The 19300-nt window shown below is 67.5% G+C and carries 18 protein-coding genes, 1 tRNA gene and 1 other RNA gene; 10 read left to right on the forward strand and 10 right to left on the reverse strand.

All coding sequences use genetic code 11. The annotated features are described in order from the left end of the window. The first annotated feature begins 198 nt into the window (after positions 1-198). Positions 199-2004: a 2-isopropylmalate synthase gene (gene leuA, locus C6A86_RS26530; protein ID WP_105364107.1), complete on the forward strand. Its 1806-nt coding sequence runs from the start codon at positions 199-201 to the stop codon at positions 2002-2004. Position 2005: 1 nt separating this feature from the next. Here the strand turns inward: leuA and C6A86_RS26535 are convergent, their stop codons facing one another. After that, the gene (locus C6A86_RS26535; RefSeq protein WP_199196253.1) at positions 2006-2590 is read right to left on the reverse strand and encodes a TetR/AcrR family transcriptional regulator; all 585 of its coding nucleotides are present in this window, start codon (positions 2588-2590) and stop codon (positions 2006-2008) included. 89 nt (positions 2591-2679) lie between these two features. On the opposite strand from C6A86_RS26535, the gene C6A86_RS26540 reads away from it, so the two are divergent. Further along, complete coding sequence (locus C6A86_RS26540) at positions 2680-3717, forward strand: aldo/keto reductase (RefSeq protein WP_105364117.1); 1038 nt, start codon at positions 2680-2682, stop codon at positions 3715-3717. A gap of 8 nt (positions 3718-3725) precedes the next feature. Here the strand turns inward: C6A86_RS26540 and C6A86_RS26545 are convergent, their stop codons facing one another. Beyond that, a complete protein-coding gene (locus C6A86_RS26545) occupies positions 3726-4604 on the reverse strand; it encodes a PE-PPE domain-containing protein (RefSeq protein WP_158263280.1) in 879 nt (292 codons plus the stop codon). A 14-nt stretch (positions 4605-4618) separates the two neighbouring features. After that, positions 4619-5608 carry a DEDDh family exonuclease gene (locus C6A86_RS26550; RefSeq protein WP_105364110.1) on the reverse strand — a complete coding sequence of 330 codons (990 nt, stop codon included), beginning with the start codon at positions 5606-5608 and terminating at the stop codon, positions 4619-4621. Positions 5609-5681: 73 nt separating this feature from the next. Between C6A86_RS26550 and C6A86_RS26555 the strand changes: the two genes are divergently transcribed. Both C6A86_RS26555 and C6A86_RS26560 read left to right on the forward strand, forming a co-directional pair. Beyond that, entirely contained in the window at positions 5682-6902 is a 1221-nt protein-coding gene (locus C6A86_RS26555) for a Mur ligase family protein (RefSeq protein WP_105364111.1), read from the forward strand. Between the two features lie 32 nt (positions 6903-6934). After that, positions 6935-7606 carry a glutamine amidotransferase gene (locus C6A86_RS26560; RefSeq protein WP_233213062.1) on the forward strand — a complete coding sequence of 224 codons (672 nt, stop codon included), beginning with the start codon at positions 6935-6937 and terminating at the stop codon, positions 7604-7606. On the opposite strand, the gene C6A86_RS26565 is transcribed toward C6A86_RS26560, so the two are convergent. The 3 genes from C6A86_RS26565 to C6A86_RS26575 all read right to left on the reverse strand — a co-directional run bounded on the left by C6A86_RS26565 (position 7603) and on the right by C6A86_RS26575 (position 9767). Further along, positions 7603-8724 (reverse strand): polysaccharide pyruvyl transferase family protein, encoded by a 1122-nt coding sequence (locus tag C6A86_RS26565; RefSeq protein WP_142407013.1) that lies wholly within the window; start codon positions 8722-8724, stop codon positions 7603-7605. The genes C6A86_RS26560 and C6A86_RS26565 overlap by 4 nt on opposite strands. 94 nt (positions 8725-8818) lie before the next feature. Next, complete coding sequence (recR, locus tag C6A86_RS26570) at positions 8819-9430, reverse strand: recombination mediator RecR (protein WP_057171049.1); 612 nt, start codon at positions 9428-9430, stop codon at positions 8819-8821. Position 9431: 1 nt separating this feature from the next. Beyond that, positions 9432-9767: a YbaB/EbfC family nucleoid-associated protein gene (locus C6A86_RS26575; RefSeq protein ID WP_105364114.1), complete on the reverse strand. Its 336-nt coding sequence runs from the start codon at positions 9765-9767 to the stop codon at positions 9432-9434. A gap of 152 nt (positions 9768-9919) precedes the next feature. On the opposite strand from C6A86_RS26575, the gene C6A86_RS26580 reads away from it, so the two are divergent. Continuing rightward, positions 9920-10627, forward strand: coding sequence for an Rv3717 family N-acetylmuramoyl-L-alanine amidase (locus C6A86_RS26580; protein ID WP_105364115.1), 708 nt, complete (start codon positions 9920-9922; stop codon positions 10625-10627). On the opposite strand, the gene C6A86_RS26585 is transcribed toward C6A86_RS26580, so the two are convergent. Further along, positions 10624-11067, reverse strand: coding sequence for an SRPBCC family protein (locus C6A86_RS26585; RefSeq protein ID WP_302031622.1), 444 nt, complete (start codon positions 11065-11067; stop codon positions 10624-10626). The genes C6A86_RS26580 and C6A86_RS26585 overlap by 4 nt on opposite strands. A gap of 70 nt (positions 11068-11137) precedes the next feature. Between C6A86_RS26585 and C6A86_RS26590 the strand changes: the two genes are divergently transcribed. After that, positions 11138-12520: an FAD-binding oxidoreductase gene (locus C6A86_RS26590; RefSeq protein ID WP_105361473.1), complete on the forward strand. Its 1383-nt coding sequence runs from the start codon at positions 11138-11140 to the stop codon at positions 12518-12520. After that, the gene (locus C6A86_RS26595; RefSeq protein WP_105361472.1) at positions 12517-13821 is read left to right on the forward strand and encodes a class I SAM-dependent methyltransferase; all 1305 of its coding nucleotides are present in this window, start codon (positions 12517-12519) and stop codon (positions 13819-13821) included. Before C6A86_RS26590 ends, C6A86_RS26595 begins: the two co-directional genes overlap by 4 nt. On the opposite strand, the gene C6A86_RS26600 is transcribed toward C6A86_RS26595, so the two are convergent. The 3 genes from C6A86_RS26600 to ffs all read right to left on the reverse strand — a co-directional run bounded on the left by C6A86_RS26600 (position 13818) and on the right by ffs (position 17208). Beyond that, positions 13818-15719, reverse strand: coding sequence for a DNA polymerase III subunits gamma/tau (locus C6A86_RS26600; protein ID WP_311100933.1), 1902 nt, complete (start codon positions 15717-15719; stop codon positions 13818-13820). The two genes, C6A86_RS26595 and C6A86_RS26600, sit on opposite strands and share 4 nt — an antisense overlap. A gap of 27 nt (positions 15720-15746) precedes the next feature. Continuing rightward, a complete protein-coding gene (locus C6A86_RS26605) occupies positions 15747-17042 on the reverse strand; it encodes an aminotransferase class I/II-fold pyridoxal phosphate-dependent enzyme (RefSeq protein ID WP_105363489.1) in 1296 nt (431 codons plus the stop codon). 71 nt (positions 17043-17113) lie between these two features. After that, an RNA gene (gene ffs / locus C6A86_RS26610) (signal recognition particle sRNA small type) lies at positions 17114-17208 on the reverse strand. A 73-nt stretch (positions 17209-17281) separates the two neighbouring features. On the opposite strand from ffs, the gene C6A86_RS26615 reads away from it, so the two are divergent. The 3 genes from C6A86_RS26615 (at position 17282) to C6A86_RS26625 (ending at position 19280) form a co-directional block, all read left to right on the forward strand. Continuing rightward, positions 17282-17367, forward strand: a tRNA-Ser gene (locus tag C6A86_RS26615). Between the two features lie 72 nt (positions 17368-17439). Beyond that, positions 17440-18174, forward strand: coding sequence for a hypothetical protein (locus C6A86_RS26620; protein WP_105363472.1), 735 nt, complete (start codon positions 17440-17442; stop codon positions 18172-18174). Between the two features lie 83 nt (positions 18175-18257). Then, a complete protein-coding gene (locus C6A86_RS26625; protein WP_105363473.1) occupies positions 18258-19280 on the forward strand; it encodes a S1C family serine protease in 1023 nt (340 codons plus the stop codon). Positions 19281-19300 lie beyond the last annotated feature (20 nt).

The raw sequence follows: 19300 nt of genomic DNA on the forward strand, positions 1-19300 counted from the left end.
AACCGGGTTCGGGACCGCGTCGTGCACCAATTCTGCGACTGCCGTTTTGGCCCGCGCCCCTCCCGGAGTACAGTTGCCCACGTGCAGCGGGTGCTCCTTCTCGGACGCCGCGACGGGGTCTGATCCAGACTGGCCTCCCGTCGCGGGTTTTCGCGATGCGCCGGTCTGAAATCCACACAAGACCCCGGAGCCAACATCATGACCACCCCTGACATCTCATCTGACGCCTTCTCGTCCGTCCGCGCGATCACCACCCCGGCCGGCCCCCGCAATCCCGGCCAGCCCTCCTGGAACACCCAGCGCGCATCCGCCATGCCGGTGAACCGCTACCGCACTTTCGCCGAAGAGGTCGAACCGGTCACCGTGCCGGACCGCACCTGGCCCGACAAGGTCATCGACACCGCCCCGCAGTGGTGTGCGGTGGACCTGCGTGACGGCAACCAGGCCCTGATCGACCCGATGAGCCCGGCGCGCAAGCGCCGCATGTTCGACCTGCTGGTCCGGATGGGCTACAAGGAGATCGAGGTCGGCTTCCCGTCGGCCAGCCAAACCGACTTCGACTTCGTCCGCGAGATCATCGAGCAGGGCGCCATCCCCGACGATGTCACCATCCAGGTGCTGACCCAGTGCCGTCCCGAGCTGATCGCCAAGACCTTCGAGGCGTGCGCCGGTGCGCCGCAGGCGATCGTGCACTTCTACAACTCGACGTCGATCCTGCAGCGCCGGGTGGTCTTCCGCGCCGATCGCGCCGCCGTGAAGAAGATCGCTACCGACGGTGCGCGGATGTGCGTCGAAGAGGCCAAGAAGTACCCGGACACCCGGTGGCGCTACGAGTACAGCCCGGAGTCCTACACGGGCACCGAACTGGAGTACGCGGTGGATGTCTGCAACGCCGTCGCCGAGATCGTGCAGCCGACGCCCGAGGTGCCGCTGATCGTCAACCTGCCCGCCACCGTCGAGATGGCCACCCCGAACGTGTACGCCGATTCCATCGAGTGGATGAACCGGCATCTGGCACCGCGGGACAGCATCATCTTGAGCCTGCACCCGCACAATGACCGCGGAACCGCCGTCGCCGCAGCCGAACTGGGCTACCAGGCCGGGGCGGACCGCATCGAGGGCTGCCTGTTCGGCAACGGCGAGCGCACCGGCAACGTGTGCCTGGTGACGTTGGGCCTGAACCTGTTCAGCCGCGGCGTCGACCCGCAGATCGACTTCTCCAATATCGACGAGATCCGCCGCACCGTGGAGTACTGCAACCAGCTGCCCGTGCACGAACGCCACCCCTACGGTGGCGATCTGGTGTACACCGCGTTCTCCGGCAGCCACCAGGACGCCATCAACAAGGGCCTGGACGCGATGAAAGTCGCTGCCGACGAAGCTGATTCCGATGTCGACGACATCCTGTGGCAGGTTCCGTACCTGCCGATCGACCCCAAGGACGTCGGGCGCACGTACGAGGCCGTCATCCGGGTGAACTCGCAGTCCGGCAAGGGCGGCGTCGCCTACATCATGAAGGCCGATCACGGTCTGGCGCTGCCGCGCCGGCTGCAGATCGAGTTCAGCCAGGCCATCCAGCAGATCACCGATGGTGAGGGCGGCGAAGTCTCACCCAAGGAAATCTGGGAGGTCTTCTCCGAGGAATACCTGTCCCCGATCCGGCCACTGGAGCGCATGCGGCAGAAGGTCGACGCCTCCGAGGTCGACGGCGGGACAGACACCATCACCGCGATCGTCAAGATCGACGGCGAGGAACGTGAGATCGTCGGCGCCGGTAACGGTCCGCTGGCCGCGTTCGTGGATGCCATCGGTGCGGTCGGCTTCCAGGTGAACGTGCTGGACTACTCCGAGCATGCGCTGTCCGCGGGCGAAGAGGCCCAGGCCGCGGCCTACGTCGAAGCGTCCATCGGCGGCAAGACGGTGTGGGGCGTCGGCATCGCCACATCCATCACCACGGCATCGCTGCGCGCCGTGGTGTCCGCAGTGAACCGGGCGGCGCGGTAACTCAGGCGAAGACGCCGGCGGTCACGGCCGCGAGCGCAGCAGCAGCCGCCCTGTCCGCGTCTGCCCGGCGCAGTGGTTCGGTATCGGTGAGCAGGCTGTAGTACAGCGGGGCAGACACGTACCGGATCACTGCGGCGGGATCGGTTCCCCGCGGGGCCTCACCGCGCTCGATCGCGTCCAGGATGATCGGCGCCATCTCGCCGATGCGTACCTGGTAGAAGCCGGCGAGCGCCTCGGCGGTGCGCACATCGCAGGTGCCGGCGGCGAGAATTGCCTTGAAAAGGCTGCCCTGGCGTCGATCGGCCAGCGTCCGCTGGATCAGTCTGGCCACGCTCACCAGGTCATCCCGGAGGCTGCCGGTGCTGGGACGCGGCCGCGACGTCTCTGCCATATCGGCCAGCAGGTCGTCGACGAGGGCAGACACGGTTCCCCAGCGTCGGTAGACCGTCGATTTGCCGACACCGGCCCGGTCGGCGACCGCCGTCAGCTCCAGCCCCACCAGACCGTTCTCGATGAGCAGGTCGGCAGTCGCGGTGAGCACCGCGGATCGCACCGCGGCCGTCCTGCCTCCGGGTCTGGTCGCCATGATCCCACCTTAACGGGACTGACGTGTCCTTAACGCGCGACCGGTGCTACTCTGACTTAACGGGAAGATAATCTCTTTAAGGAGTGCTGGTGGAGTACCGTCATCTAGGCCGATCCGGCCTGATCGTTTCCGAATTGGCCTTCGGTGCAGCGACATTCGGCGCAAGCGGAGAGTTCTTCGGAGCCTGGGCAGACACCGGAATCGATGAGGCCCGCACCATGGTGGACATCTGCCTGGAGGCGGGGATCACCCTGTTCGACACCGCCGATGTCTACTCCGACGGCGCATCGGAATCCGTCCTCGGCGCGGCCCTGCAAGGCCGCCGCGATTCCGTACTGATCTCGACCAAGGCCGCACTACCCGTCGGCTCCGGACCCGACGACGCGGGCACGTCACGGCGACGCCTGATCACCGCCGTCGAAGGCGCACTTCGCCGCTTGCGCACCGATCACATCGACGTGTTCCAGCTCCATGCCTACGACGCTGCGACACCGGTCGAGGAAGTGGTGGACACGCTCGATGTCCTGGTGACACAGGGGAAGATCCGCTACACGGGCGTTTCGAATTTTGCCGGCTGGCAGCTCATGAAATCCCTTGCCGCGGCGGACGCGTCGCACCGCGTGCGATATGTCGCCCACCAGGTCTACTACTCGCTGATCGGCCGGGACTACGAATGGGACCTGATGCCACTGGGCCTCGACCAGGGGGTGGGCGCGCTGGTCTGGAGCCCACTGGGCTGGGGACGACTGACGGGACGGATACGACGCGGAACGGGTCTCCCGCCCGTCAGCCGCCTGCACAGGACGGCCGATGCCGGGCCACCTGTGGACGATGACGTGCTCTTCGATGTCGTCGACGAACTCTCCGCCATCGCCGACGAGACGGGACGTTCCATCCCGCAGGTCGCGCTCAACTGGGTTCTTCGCCGTCCCACGGTCGCGTCGGTCATCGTCGGCGCCCGCACCCCCGCGCAGCTGCTCGACAATCTCGGTGCGGTCGGTTGGACCCTGACCGGCGAGCAGATCGCGCGTCTGGATGCCGTCAGCACACCCGAGCCGTCTTATCCACATTTCCCCTACGTACGACAAGCGGGGTTCGCGCGGCTGAATCCGCCACTGTTCGCCTGACCGACGCGCTAAGCCCGCACTCCGCGGTAGCCGAGGTCGATGATCCATCGCAGCGGGATGTCGATCGCGTCCACCACGCGGTCGAGCCAAAAGACTCCAGTGCGCAGCGGGCGCGTCAGCGGCAACGTTTCGGACTTCACCAGCACGTGAATGTTGCTGCCGCCCTTACTGTTGCGCTCCGTGGTGATCACACGGTCGCGGTCCTGGGTCTCATCGAGGTGCACCCCCGCGGTGCGCTGCGTCTGGGTGGTGTCCGACCAGGCCATCCGGTAGCCCAGATGGTCCTTGGCCGACAGCAGCGAGTTGTACACGGCCACCAGGTTCCACGGGTGGTCCGGGAAGTCGGCGATGCGGTCGTACTCCTGGGCCACCGTGGTGGTGGTGAACGCCGTCTCGTCATCGGCGGTCAACGGCGGGAGGAGGTCGCCCAGGTTGATCCGGTGCCGACGCATGAACGGCATCTCGCCGCCCTTGCTGTTCGTCGGGTCGCCGAAGGTGATGAAGGCGTAGTCCGCGGCGGTGACGGTGGGGGCGCCGGCCAGGATCTTCTTGAGCTGTTGGGCGATCACGGCGCCCTGGCTGTAGCCGATCACGGTGTCGCCGGGCTCGACCACGGCCACGGCATTGGCCGTGCCCTCACGTACCGCCGCACCGAAGGGGCCGCCGGTGTGCACGCCGTCGCGGCTGTACTGGATCACCGCGTCGATGCGTGCGTCGGGCCCCTGGTCGCCGAGGCGCTCGCGGGCCTGCTCGATGCTCAGCTCCGACGGCGAACCGGCGGTGCGTCCGCCGCCGAGGAACCAGGTGGTGCCCTCGGTGTCCGCGGTCGCCGACGGTGCCAGCGCGAGGGCGGCCGCGAGCAGGATCGCCGGGATGCTGCGGTTCACCCGGTGATCATCGTTCAGAACAGCGCGTACTGGTCGCCGTCCGCGGTCGTGTCGGTGAACTCCTCGACATCGGTGCCGCCGACGGCTTGCCCGATGAGTGTCATGAACTCGGCGTCTCCCATCAGCGGGATGCCCTGCTCGACCGCCTGGTAGCCCTTACCCTGTGCGGGTGCGGCGTCATTGCACACCACCAGGGAGGTCTGCCGGTCGACGTTCTCCGCATAGGAGAGGCCGGCGTCGATGATCCGCTCGATGACCTCTTCGTGGGTATGCGTCATCTCGGCCGACAGCGCGATCCGCATACCTTGCACCAGCGGCCGCCCGGCGACATAGAGCCCCGGATTCAGGTGATCGCACGGCATCCGTGCCGCCAGCACCTTCAGCGGCCGCAGCTCCTCGTGGGTGATCTGGCCGTTGGGCCAGATCCGGCGGCTCACGGAGCGGATCGGCAGCCATGATCTGCGCTCACGGGCCTGCACCAGCGCGGGCTTGAGGATCTGCGCGAGCACCAGCGCGTCATCGAGCGCATCGTGCGGGCGCAACTGGGTGGCGCCCCAGTGTCGGGCCAACGTCTCCAGGCGCAGGTTCTCGGTACCCAGATTCAGCCGGCGCGCCAGCTCGACCGTGCACATGACGGTATCGACCGGCAATTGGGCGCCGACGAGTTCGGCCTCGGCCGCCAGGAATGCATAGTCGAACGCGACGTTGTGCGCGACCAGCGTCCGGCCGTGCAGCACCTCGATGAGCTGAGGTGCGATATCGCCGAACGTGGGTTGGCCCGCCAGCATCTCGGCGGTCAGTCCGTGCACGTGGGTGGGGCCGGGGTCCACGCCGGGGTTCAGCAGGGAGGAGACACTGTGCTCGATGCTGCCATCGTCGCCGACGGCCAGGGCGGCGACGCTGACGACGCGAGCCTGGCCCGGCCGGAACCCGGTGGTCTCCACGTCCACGACGGCCCACCCGGCCCCCGCTTCGGCCGCCGGTCGGCCCCAGCACTGGCTCATATTCCGAGGATGGCACGGTGGTCCGACAACACCGGATCGCAGCAGCGCGTGTCGGGCACCTAAAATTCGCAGGATGGTCACCCCTAGAGCACGGCTGGCGCTGGGCGCCGGGTCCGCCGCACGCTGGGCCTCCCGGGTGACCGGCCGCGGCGCCGGGGCGATGATCGGCGGCCTGGTGGCGATGTCGATCGACAAGTCGGTCCTGGCACAACTCGGCAAGAACCGCCGCGCGGTGGTCGTGACCGGTACAAACGGTAAATCGACCACGACCAGGATGACCGCCGCGGCGCTGTCCACGCTGGGCCCGGTGGCGACCAACGCCGAGGGCGCCAACATGGACGCCGGGCTGGTCGCCGCGCTGGCCGGGGCCCGCAGGGCCGAACTGGCCGCACTGGAAGTCGACGAGATGCACGTGCCACACGTCAGTGACGCGGTGTCACCGGCGGTGATCGTGCTGCTCAATCTGTCCCGCGATCAGCTCGATCGCGTCGGTGAAATCAATCACATCGAACGCACGCTGCGCGCCGGGTTGGCCCGCCACCCGGACGCCGTGGTGATCGCCAACTGCGATGACGTCCTGATGACCTCGGCGGCGTACGACTGCCCGAACGTGGTGTGGGTCGCGGCCGGTGGCAGCTGGGCCGGGGATTCGGTGAGCTGTCCACGCTCCGGGGAGATCATCGTCCGCGACGGCAACCACTGGCACTCCACCGGTACCGATTTCAAGAGACCCACGCCGCAGTGGACTTATGACGACACCGATATCCACGGCCCCGAGGGCCTCACCTTGCCGATGACGCTCGCTCTGCCGGGTGCGGTCAACCGCGGGAACGCCATCCAGGCCGTTGCCGCGGCGGTGGCGCTGGGTGCCGACCCGGCCAAGGCGGTGGCCGCGGTATCGACGGTGGACGAAGTCGCCGGCCGGTACCGGACCGTCAAGGTCGGCGCCCACACGGCACGCCTGCTACTGGCCAAGAATCCAGCGGGCTGGCAGGAGGCCCTGTCGATGATCGACAAAGACGCTGCGGGAGTGGTGATCTCGGTCAACGGACAGGTCCCCGACGGGGAAGATCTGTCCTGGCTCTGGGATGTCCGGTTCGAGCATTTCGAGCGCACCCAGGTGGTCGCGGCCGGTGAACGCGGTACCGACCTGGCGGTGCGCCTCGGCTATGCCGGTGTGGAGCACACCCTGGTACATGACACCGTCGCCGCGATCGCGTCCTGTCCGCCCGGTCATGTCGAGGTGATCGCCAACTACACGGCCTTCCTGCACCTGAACAGGCGGGTCTCGTGACCGTCCGGATCGGGCTGGTGCTGCCCGATGTGATGGGCACCTACGGTGACAGCGGCAACGCGGTGGTGCTGCGACAACGACTGCGACTGCGCGGGATCGACGCCGAGATCATCGAGATCACCCTGGCCGACCCGGTACCGGACTCGCTGGACATCTACACGTTGGGCGGCGCCGAGGACTACGCCCAGCGGCTGGCGACCAAGCATCTGATCCGCTACCCGGGTCTGCAACGCGCCGCGGTGCGCGGGGCCCCGGTGCTCGCGATCTGCGCGGCCATCCAGGTGCTCGGGCACTGGTATGAGACCTCGGCCGGTGAACGGGTCGACGGCGTCGGTCTGCTCGATGTCACCACTGCGCCGCAGGATGCTCGCACCATCGGGGAGGTGTCGGCGACACCGTTGCTGAGCGGTCTCACCCAACCCCTGACGGGTTTCGAAAACCATCGGGGCGGAACGATTCTCGGGCGCGACGCCGAGCCACTGAGCGCGGTCACCAAGGGGGCGGGCAACCGCGCCGGTGACGGCTACGACGGCGCGGTGCAGGGCAGTGTGGTGGCCACCTACCTGCACGGACCGTGCCTGGCACGCAATCCGGAGCTGGCCGATCACCTGCTCACCCAGGTCGTGGGCGAGCTACCTGGGCTGCAACTTGCCGAAGTGGATCTGCTGCGCACCGAGCGACTGGCGGCGCCGCGCCGGGTCTAACCGGCGACCAGCGCCCGCAACCGGGCGCGCACACCGTCGAGTTCGGCGCGGGCACCGCTGATGCGACGACTCACGGCCGCTGGGTCGGCGAACATCTCCGCGAGATAGCTCTTGATGGCACCCGGATCCTGCGACGGCAGGTCGAACCCGCCGGGTTTGAGCATCCGGACGGCCTTCTCGGTCGTCCAGTTCGACACCGCCAGCGGTATGGCGCCCTCGGTAGCGGCGATGATCAGGGCGTGCAGCCGGTCGCTGACGACGATCGCAGAATCCCGATACAGGTTGCGCATGAGCGCTTCCCATTCACCGTGGGTCTCATCGCGCATCACGATCGCCGGCGTGCCGGGATGCAGGATCTCGGCCAGTTTCTCCATCGTGGCACGGTCCCGGCGCACCTGGCTGTACACCTGGATCCGCAACCCGTACATGTGCGCGATCTCCCGGATCAGCGCAACCTTGTCCTCGGTCAACACGTCCCGGTCCGAACGCATGGTCACCGCCAGCACCTTGCGCGCCGAGGGCGCCGGCCCCAGACCGTCGGCCGGATCGGGACCCTCGCCGAACGCCCAGTCCGGGGCGACATCACCGACCTGGAATGAGTTGCGGGTGTTGGCATCTCGCCATGCCACCACCGGCATATTGCGGCGGGCGATCCGCTCCAGCGGCGGAACCTCGATCTGTTCCCGAACGACACGGGTGCCGTCCTCGGCGTTCTTGCCGACCGTCGCCATCCGCACCCCGGCGCCGACCTGCACCATGGCGCCGCCGCGACTCTTGGCTCCGAGCGCCCCGACGAGGGTCCACCATCCCCAGTAGCGGCGGAAGCGCTCAGGCATGAGGATCTCCCCGGTCGGCATGACCAGGATGGTGCGCGCCGCGGCCGAACTACCGAGGGCCCGGAACAGCCACCCGGCCGCCGTGTCGTACTGCTTCTCGGTGCCGTCGAGCCCGATCGCCGTCACATAGTCCTCGGCGTTGGGATCGAAATCCTTGCGGCCCACATGGACATGCAGTTGGGCGCCGTCGATGTTCTGGAACGTGCGTAGTTGACCACGCCGCAGGATCGAATCGCCGATGTTGTCACTCTGCCCCCAGGTCGAAAGGAAGACGCGAGTCACCTTCACCGCCCTTCACGAACTCGTGCACCGACACGCAAGTTCAGCAAACCACCAGCCGCTCGGCAGGCAGTAGACAAATTGACGTCTATGTCATCTAGACCATAGCGCGACGGCCGGCGAGCGCACGTCCTAGCGTCAATTCGTCGGCAAACTCCAGGTCACCGCCCATGGGCAGACCGGATGCAATCCGGCTTACGGTCAATCCGGGGATATCACGCAGCATCCGCATGAGGTACGTCGCGGTCGCCTCGCCCTCGGTGTTGGGGTCGGTAGCAATGATCACCTCGGCTACGTCGACACCGTCGACCCGTTCCCCGATCCGGTTGAGCAGTTCGCGGATGCGCAGCTGGTCGGGCCCCACCCCGGACAACGGATCCAGCGCCCCGCCCAGCACGTGGTAGCGCCCCCGGAACTCACGGGTGCGCTCGACCGCCTGGATGTCCTTGGGTTCCTCGACGACGCACACCAGGGAGGCGTCGCGGCGGGCATCTTTGCAGATCCGGCAGCGTTCCTCATCGGAGACATTGCCGCACACCGCACAGAACGTGACACCGTCGCGGATTCGGCCGAGCACCGCGGTCAGCCGGTCGATATCCGGCGGCTCCACCGACAACAGATGGAACGCGATGCGCTGGGCACTCTTGGGCCCGATACCCGGCAGCTTGCCGAGCTCGTCGATCAGATCCTGTACCGGCCCCTCGAACAACTCAGGTACCCGGCAGTCCGAAACCACCCAGGCCACCGGCCAGCGGCCCGAGCCGCGTCTGGGCGAGGATGGTGACCTGCTTGGCGGCATCGGCGAGCGCACCGACGATGAGATCCTGCAGCGTCTCGGGATCGGACGGGTCGATCACCTTCGGGTCGATGGCCACCGCGATGACCTCACCGCTGCCCTTCATGGTGACCTGCACCAGGCCACCGCCGCCCTGGCCGTGCACCTCGGCGTTTGCCAGCGCCTCCTGCGCCTCCATCAGCTGCTGCTGCACCTGCTGTGCCTGCGCGAGCAACGCGGACATATCGGGCTGACCACCATCGGGTTGCATGACTGTCCCCTCTTGATTTCGACCTGGTCTCGACTTCATTTCACTCACGAGTCCGAGACGATTTGCTCTTCAACACTAGCCGTCACGGCGACTACCGTGGCGGCGTGCACGTCCCCTCCAGCTTGCGTGTCGGCGCCATCACAGCGGCGACGATGCTCGTCGCCGCCAGTTTGTCCGGCTCGGCCGCCCCGCTGGCCGGCGCCGCACCCAACACCATCGCCGGCAAGATCGTGTTCCTCGATCCGGGCCACAACGGCGCCAACGACGCGTCCATCAGCCGTCAGGTTCCCACCGGGCGGGGCGGCACCAAGGACTGCCAGGCCAGTGGCACCGCCACGAACTCCGGCTACCCCGAGCACACCTTCAACTGGGACGTCACGCTTCGTGTCCGCGCCATCCTGGATGCCAACGGTGTGCGCACCGCGCTGTCACGCGGCAATGACGACGCACTCGGACCGTGCGTCGACGAGCGTGCCGCCATGGCCAACGCCCTGCGGCCCAACGCCATCGTCAGCATTCACGCCGACGGCGGCCCAGCCACCGGTCGCGGATTCCACGTGCTCTACTCGGACCCGCCGCTGAACACCGTGCAGGCCGGCCCCTCGGTGCAGTTCGCCCAGATCATGCGAGATCAACTACGCGGCTCGGGGATCCCGCCGGCCAACTACATCGGCTCAGGGGGCCTCAACCCGCGCTCGGACATCGCCGGGCTCAACCATGCGCAGTTCCCGTCGGTGCTGGTGGAGCTGGGCAATATGAAGAACCCGGCCGACTCCGCGTTGATGGAGTCCGAGGCCGGACGCCAGAAGCTGGCCGAGGCGGTGGCCCGGGGCGTCGCGACCTGGCTGGCCAACACCTAGGAAGCCGTTTCGAGTTCCTTCTTCAGGTTGCCCAGCACCTCGTCCTGAATCTTGCGCAGGCCCAGCGGGGCGAAGGTCTTCTCGAAGAAGCCCTTGATACCGCCCGCGCCGTTCCACGACGTCTTGACGGTGACGGTCGAACCGGTGCCTGCGGGCGCCACCGTCCAGTTGGTCACCAGGGTGGAGTTGGCGTCCTTCTCGATGACGGTCTTGCCGGCGACGTCGACGCTGGCCTTCACATCGCGGGAGCGGGACTCGGTGGCCTGCAGCTTCCAGGTGACGACGGTGCCTGCGCCCTGCCCGCCCTGCAGCACGGAGTAGTTGCTGTAATGCGACGAGAGGATCTTGGGCCGCACCGTCTGGTAATCGGAGACCGCGGCAAGCACAGCTTCCGGTGCGGCATCTATCAACACAGTGCTGGAAGCGCTGACCTGTCCCATGAGTGCAAAACTCCTGTCATCACGTATCGGTGCGGTCGCGGCTTCGGCGACCGAGGACTAGCGTATATGTGTGTCTGTTGTGGCAACTGACGCACAAGCTGTACACGGGGCGGGCGTGCAGCGACTACTGGCCAGTTACCGGGCCATCCCCCCGACAGCGACTGTGCGACTGCGCAAACCCACGTCGAACCTGTTCCGGGCGCGGGAGAAGATCGCTGCCGAAGGTCTGGACACCTCCGGGCTCACCGGCGTCATCGCCGTGGACCCCGCAGCCCGCACCGCCGACGTCTCGGGTATGTGCACCTACGAGGATCTGGTGGCCGCCACCCTGCCCCACGGCCTGTCCCCACTGGTGGTTCCCCAGCTCAAGACGATCACGCTCGGCGGTGCCGTCACCGGTCTCGGTATCGAATCAGCGTCCTTCCGCAACGGCCTGCCCCACGAGTCGGTGCTCGAACTCGACGTCCTCACCGGCGCAGGTGAGCTGGTGACCGCCGACCGGGACACCCATCCGGACCTCTTTCATGCGTTTCCGAACTCCTATGGCACCCTCGGCTATTCGGTGCGGCTACGGATCGAATTGGAATCCGTCCAGCCCTTCGTCGCGCTGCGCCATCTGCGGTTCCATTCGCTCGACGAGATGGTCGCCGAGATGGACCGCATCATCGAGACCCGCGGCTACCAGGGTGTGCCCGTGCACTACCTCGACGGCGTGGTGTTCAGCGCCGACGAGAGCTACCTGTGCCTGGGCATTCAGACCGACACCGCGGGCCCGGTCAGCGACTACACCGGCCGCGACATCTATTACCGCTCCATTCAGCACGCCGAGGGCGAGCGCCACGACCGCCTCACCATCGCCGACTACCTGTGGCGCTGGGACACCGATTGGTTCTGGTGTTCAAGGGCTTTCGGCGCCCAGCATCCGGTGCTGCGCCGGCTGTGGCCGCGCCGCTACCGTCGCAGCAGTTTCTACTGGAAGCTCATCGGTTACGACCAGCGGTTCGGGATCGCCGACCGAATCGAGAAGCGTAACGGCCGTCCCCCCAGGGAGCGGGTGGTCCAGGACGTCGAGGTGCCACTGGAGAACTGCACCACCTTCCTGAACTGGTTCCTGGACAACGTTCCCATCGAACCGATCTGGCTGTGCCCGCTGCGGTTGCGCGACCACGGTGCACAGTGGCCGCTGTATCCGCTGCGACCCGGTCACACCTACGTCAACATCGGCTTCTGGTCCTCGGTACCGGCCGGTCCCGCACCGGGACACACCAACCGACTCATCGAACGCAAGGTCGCCGAACTGAACGGCCACAAGTCGCTGTACTCGGAATCCTTCTACGGCGCCGACGAGTTCGACGCCCTCTACGGCGGCGAGACCTACCGATCCGTGAAGAAAACCTACGACCCCGACTCACGGTTACTCGACCTGTACGCGAAGGCGGTGCACAACCGATGACGACGTTCAAAGATCACGCCGATCAGGGTCGGCTCAGTCTCGCCGAGGTGCTCGAAGTCTTCACCGCCGGCAAGCTCCCCCTGAAGTTCACCGCGTACGACGGCAGCACATCGGGACCGGCGGATGCCACCGTCGGCCTTTCGCTGACGTCTCCGCGCGGCACCACATACCTGGCCACCGCACCGGGCGAACTGGGCCTGGCCCGTGCCTACGTCGCCGGCGATATCGAGCCGCTGGGGGTGCATCCCGGCGATCCCTACGACCTGTTGCGGGCACTCGCGGACAAGATGGCGATCAAGCGCCCGCCCGCCCGCGTGCTGGCCAATGTCATCGGTTCGATAGGCCTGGAGCATCTGTTCCCCATCGCACCGCCCCCTCAGGAGGCGCTTCCGCGCTGGCGACGCGTCGCAGAAGGGCTGCGGCACAGTAAGAAACGCGACGCCGAGGCGATACACCATCACTACGATGTGTCGAATATCTTCTACGAACGCGTACTCGGCCCATCGATGACCTACACCTGCGCGTGCTACCCGGATGAGCATGCCTCGCTGGAAGATGCCCAGGACAACAAGTACCGGCTGGTCTTCGAGAAGCTGCGCTTGCAACCCGGGGACCGACTGCTCGACGTGGGCTGCGGCTGGGGCAGCATGGTTCGCTACGCGGCCCGCAGAGGCGTCCGGGTGCTGGGCGTGACCCTGTCGGCCGAACAGGCGGCGTGGGCGCAGCGCGCCATCGCCGATGAGGGGTTGTCCGGTCTGGCCGAGGTGCGCCACGGCGACTATCGCGATATCACCGAATCCGGATTCGACGCGGTGTCCTCGATCGGGCTGACCGAGCACATCGGTGTGGCGAACTACCCCGCCTATTTCGCCTTCCTGCAGGCGAGGATGCGTCCGGGTGCCCTGCTGCTCAACCACAGCATCACCCGCCCCAACAACCGTGCCGGCGCCTCGGCCAGCTTCTTCATCGATCGCTACGTCTTCCCCGACGGCGAGCTGACGGGATCCGGACGCATCATCGCCGAGGCGCAGGACGTCGGGCTGGAAGTGCTGCACGAGGAGAATCTGCGCAAGCACTACGCACTCACATTGCGGGACTGGGGCCGCAACCTGGTCGAGCACTGGGATGAGGCGGTAGCCGAGGTCGGCCTGCCCACCGCCAGGGTGTGGGGTCTGTACATGGCCGGGTCCCGGCTCGGTTTCGAGTCGAATGTGGTTCAGCTACACCAGGTTCTGGCAGTCAAGCTGGATGACCGTGGCCGCGATGGCGATCTGCCGATGCGGCCCTGGTGGGCGCCCTAACTACGTTCGATGCGCTTGGCGCCCAGTTCGTTCTGCAGCAGTTCGATCGCCACTTCCTCCGGGTCGCGGCGCACCACCTCCGAGGTGTCGCTGTTGGCCTCGGCCAGCATGCGTTCCTCTTCGGCCCGCTGATCCGGGCGCGGAGCCGGAGCGGTATCGGACGGCGCGGGTTCGCCCGAGTCCGGCACGCAGCGGATCTGCCAGTTCACCCCGAGCGCGTCCTTGAGTGCCTCGCGGATGACGTCGACGTTGCGTGGCTCACTGAGCCGTTTGGCCAGCGGCGGAGCCCGATGGCTGAGCACCAGCGTGTCACCGTCCACCGCACGCACGATCGCATCGGCCAGCATGGCGTTGACCGGCTTGCTGCGGGCATTCACCTTTTCCCGCACGGTATCCCACATCGAGCGGACCGCCGCGGCATCCGGTTGACCGACGGCGGCGGGCGGGGGCACCGGCGCGGGGGCCGGTTCCGGTTCTGGTTGTGGTTCGGGGACCGGAGCGGGTCGGGGCGGGGGCACCGGCGCTGGAGCCGGTGTGGGCACCGGCGGCGTCACCGGCGCGGGGGCCGGGGCGGGTTCGGGTGTGGGCAGCGGCCTGGGCTGGGGAATCGGCGCGGGCGTGGGTTCGGGCTTCGGCTCGGGAGCCGCCTCGGCCGCGGCCTGGGCCCGGCTGGCGCGGACGAACTGCTTGGCCGACATCGCAGCCGCGGCAGGTGCCGGGGCCGAACCGTCAGCCGGTATGGCCATGTCCAGCCGGGTCTCGATCCGCTCGATGCGTTGCAGCAGAGCCGATTCCGTGTCGTGGGCCGACGGCAACAGCAGCCTGGCGCAGACCACTTCGAGCAACAGCCGCGGCGCGGTGGCGCCACGCATCTCGCCGAGCCCGGCATGTACCACCTCGGCGTAACGCGCCAGCGTGGCCGAGCCCACCTTGGCGGCCTGTTCGCGCATCCGGTCCAGCACCCCGTCCGGGGCATCGACCACCCCGCGGTCGGCGGCATCCGGAACGGCTTGCAGCACAATGAGATCGCGGAAACGTTCCAGCAGATCCACAGCGAATCGGCGCGGGTCGTGGCCGGCGTCGATCACCGATTCCACCGCCCCGAACAGTGCGGCGGCATCGCCGGCGGCCAGCGCGTCGACGGCGTCGTCGATCAGCGCGACATCGGTGGCGCCCAACAGCGACAGCGCCCGCTGATAGACGACGTGATTGTTGTCGGCCCCGGCGACCAGCTGATCGAGCACCGAGAGACTGTCGCGCGGCGATCCGCCGCCCGCCCGGATCACCAGCGGGTAGACGGCGTCCTCCACCGTCACGCCCTCGTCGCGGCAGATGCGTTCCAGCAGGGTGCGCATCGTCTTGGGCGCCAACAACCGGAACGGGTAGTGATGGGTGCGGGACCGGATGGTGGGCAGCACCTTTTCCGGTTCGGTGGTGGCGAACACGAAGATCAGGTGGTCCGGCGGCTCCTCGACGATCTTGAGCAGCGCGTTGAAACCCGCATTGGTGACCATGTGCGCTTCGTCGATGATGAAGATGCGGTACCGCGACTGGGCCGGCGCGTAGAACGCTCGGTCGCGCAGTTCACGGGTGTCGTCCACGCCGCCGTGGCTGGCCGCGTCCAGTTCGGACACGTCCACGTTGCCCGGGCCGTTGGGTGCCAGCGCCACACAGGAGTCGCACACCCCGCACGGCGTCGGGGTGGGCCCCTGCTCGCAGTTCAGCGACCGGGCCAGGATGCGGGCCGAGGAGGTCTTGCCGCAGCCACGCGGGCCGGAGAACAGATACGCGTGGTTGATGCGGCCGGCGGACAGCGCCGTCGACAACGGTGCGGTGACATGCTCCTGGCCGACGACCTCGGCGAAGCTTGCGGGTCGGTACTTCCGGTAGAGCGCCACGGTCAGCAGGGTACCGAGCGGGGGCGACTAATCACGAGCCAGCAGCGACTCGGTGGCCGCCAGCAGGGCACACGTCGAAAGACCATCGATGGCGGCACGCAGGTCGGACTCCGGCGGGAAGCTCGGTGCAATCCGGATGTTCTTGTCCTCCGGGTCTTTTCCGTACGGGAAGGCCGCACCGGCGGCGGTGACGGCGATACCGGCGTCCTTGGCCAGCGCGATGGTGCGCCGCGCCGTACCGGGCCAGACGTCCAGGCTGACGAAGTATCCGCCGTTGGGATCGGTCCATGACGCGATCTTGGCGGCGTCCAGGCGGTCGGCCAGGATCTCGGCGACCAGCGCGAACTTGGGCGCCAGCAGGTCCCGGTGGCGCTGCATGTGCCGCCGGACGCCATCGGCGTCACCGAAGAAACGCAGATGCCGCAGCTGGTTGACCTTGTCCGGGCCGATCGACTTCTTGCCGGCGTGCTTGAGGTACCAGGCGATGTTGTCCGCCGAGGCCCCGAAGAAACTCACGCCGGCACCGGCGAAGGTCATCTTCGAGGTCGACGCGAACACCAGCGGCCGGTTGGGGTGGCCCGCGTCCGCGGCGATGGCGAGCACGTCGATCGGATCGACGAAGTCGGATGTGATGGTGTGCACCGCGTAGGCGTTGTCCCAGAACAACCGGAAGTCCGACGCCGCGGTGCGCATCTGCAGCAGCCGGGTAACCGTCTCCGGCGAATAGGTCGTGCCGGTCGGATTCGAGTACACCGGCACGCACCACATGCCCCGGACCGCCGGATCGGCGGCGACCAGTTCCTCGATGAGGTCCACATCGGGGCCGTCCTCGCGCAGCGGCACCGGCATCATCTCGATGCCGAAACTCTCGGTGATGGCGAAGTGCCGGTCATACCCCGGCGACGGGCAGAGGAATTTCACGCCCGGCTCCTGCGACCAGGGCCGCGGAGAATCGACGCCGCCGTGCAGCAGAGAGAACACCACCGCGTCGTGCATGAACTCCAGGCTGGCGTTGTTACCGGCGATCAGATTCTGCACCGGGATGTCCAGCAGCTCACCGAAGATCGCGCGTAGTTCGGGCAGACCGTGCAGGCCACCGTAATTGCGGGTGTCGGTACCGTCGGCGTCCCGGTAGGCATCGCTGCCCGGTAGGTCGAGCAAACCGTTGGACAGGTCCAACTGCGCCGCCGAGGGCTTGCCGCGGGTCAGGTCGAGAGTGAGACCTTTGGCCTGCAGCTCGGCGTAGCTGCGCTGCAGCAACTCGTGCTGGGCCGTCAGCTCGTCGCGGCTCAGTGACTCGAACGACGAGGACTCAAACGACACGGCGGACCTTTCACGCGAAGCCGCGAACACGGGTTGTACAGAAAACCAGAAAAGCGGGTTGCTTCCACAACGTAAGGGGACCCCGCGCACCCGCCAGAGCCCATTGACCCTTGCTGCCTTCCGGCCCTGGGGGAGTTCACAGGATGGACGCCGCGCGGGGTCCGAGTGCCGAGTGTAGTACCCCGCCTCATTGCGGAGGGTGGTCGGGCGTCTCCCTGCCGTCGGCTACCATGGCCGACGGAGGATTCGCCTAGTGGCCTATGGCGCTCGCCTGGAACGCGGGTTGGGTTAATAGCCCTCAGGGGTTCAAATCCCCTATCCTCCGCAGTTGGTCCGGGGCGCGACCGAAGATCGATCTGGTCGCGCCCCGGGACCACAAACTCGTTCTAGGAGGAGTATGCGGCGCGGTATCGCATCGCTGTGGCACGCGTCATCGCTGGTACTCGCCGGGGTTCTGTTCTTCCTCTTTGTGCTTCCACGCTGGTTCGAGCTGACCGGACAGTGGCCGGGCGCCCTGGGCACCGCGCTGCGCATCGTATGCGGCGTGCTGGTAGCCCTGACGGCGCTGCCGGTGGTGCTGACCCTGGCACGTACCCGCAAACCCGAGCTCGGCACGCCGGCCCTGGCCCTGTCGCTGCGGGTCTGGTCGATCGTCGGACATATCGCGGCCGGGGTGCTGATCACGGGTGCCGCCATCAGCGAGATCTGGCTGGATCTGGACACCGCCGGCCAGTGGCTGTTCGGCATCTACGGCGCCGCTGCCGCGATCGCCCTGCTCGCCGCCTTCGCCTTCTATCTGGCCTTCGTGGCCGAGTTGCCGCCGCCGCCGCCGAAGCCGCTCAAGGTGAAGGCCGAGAAGCAGAGCCGGCGTGGACGCGGCGCGGACGCCTCGACGACCGCCGACGAGACCGTCGCCGAGCCTGCCGAGGACACCTCCGAAGCCACCGAAGATCCCGATTCCGACGAATCCGATTCTGCGGAGTCCGCCGACACCGCGGACGAGCCCGAGTCGACCGAGGATGCCGAAACGGTCGAGGAAACCGCCTCTGAAGAGGGCAAATTGCGCAATCGCCGGCCGTCGGGGAAGTCCCGCCGAGGCCGCACCCGGGGTGGCGTCGCCACCGAGGATTGACGTTCCCGGCGTCAATTACGTCGACAGTTCGCCCACTCACAGTCACTATTGAGGGGAAACCTCTGGCGCTCGGAAGGCGGCGAATGCGCAAGGTCCACTCGCGGCGGTGGCTCACCGCCCTGGTCTCCGCCACTGCTGCCGTCCTGCTGGTCTCCCCTGCCACCGCGCTCGCCGAGCCGGATGCGCTGTCCTGGGCTGCTGATCAGGTCGAGCCGTCTGTGGTCCGTCTGGACACCGTCGTCGACTACCAGCGCGTGATGGGTACCGGCACCGGTTTCGTGATCGACGGCGGCGGTCAGGTGCTGACCAACTACCACGTCGTCCAGGGCGCCGATGTGATCACCGCCGTGGTGGGCGGGCGCTCCTTCGGCGCCGATATCGTCGGCTACGACCGCGGCCGCGACATCTCGGTGTTGCAGCTGCGTGGAGCCGGCGGGTTGCCGCCCGCTGCACTGGGTGATTCCAACGGAATCGTGATCGGCGAGCCCGTCATCGCCATCGGCAACGCTCGGGGCAGCAACAGTCCGCTGACCCGCGAATCCGGCACGGTGACCGCATTGGGCCGCACGATCAGCGCCGAGGACGAGCTCACCGGCGCCAAGTCGCAGATGACCGGACTGTTCGAGATCGCCGCACCCGTGCGGGCCGGTGACTCCGGCGGCCCCGTGGTCAACGGCGCCGGGCAGGTCATCGGCGTGACGACCGCGGCGACCGTGAACTTCCGGACCGACCCCGGTGGTGAGGGTTTTGCCATCCCGATCAACGACGCGATGGCGATCGCCAATCAGATCCGGTCGCGCATACCCTCGGACACCGTGCACATCGGCCCCCCGACGCTGCTGGGAGTCGGGGTCAGCAGCGCCGAACAGCACGAGGCCTTCCCCGGTGTGCTCGTGCGCGAGGTGCTGCCCGGCGGCCCGGCCGAGATGGCCGGACTCGCCAATGGTGATGTGATCCTGACCATCGACGAGACCCCGATCGAGTCTGCCGCCGATCTCACCCGGGTATTGGACCGGCACTACCCGGGCGATGTCATCGGCTTGACGTGGATCGATCGCGCGGGCCAGCAACGCACCGGCAAAGCTGCACTCACACCCGGCCCCTAGGCTTTGCTGAGCGATCGCTC

Origin of the sequence: Mycobacterium sp. ITM-2016-00316 (genome assembly GCF_002968335.2) — a bacterium.
GTDB lineage: Bacteria > Actinomycetota > Actinomycetes > Mycobacteriales > Mycobacteriaceae > Mycobacterium.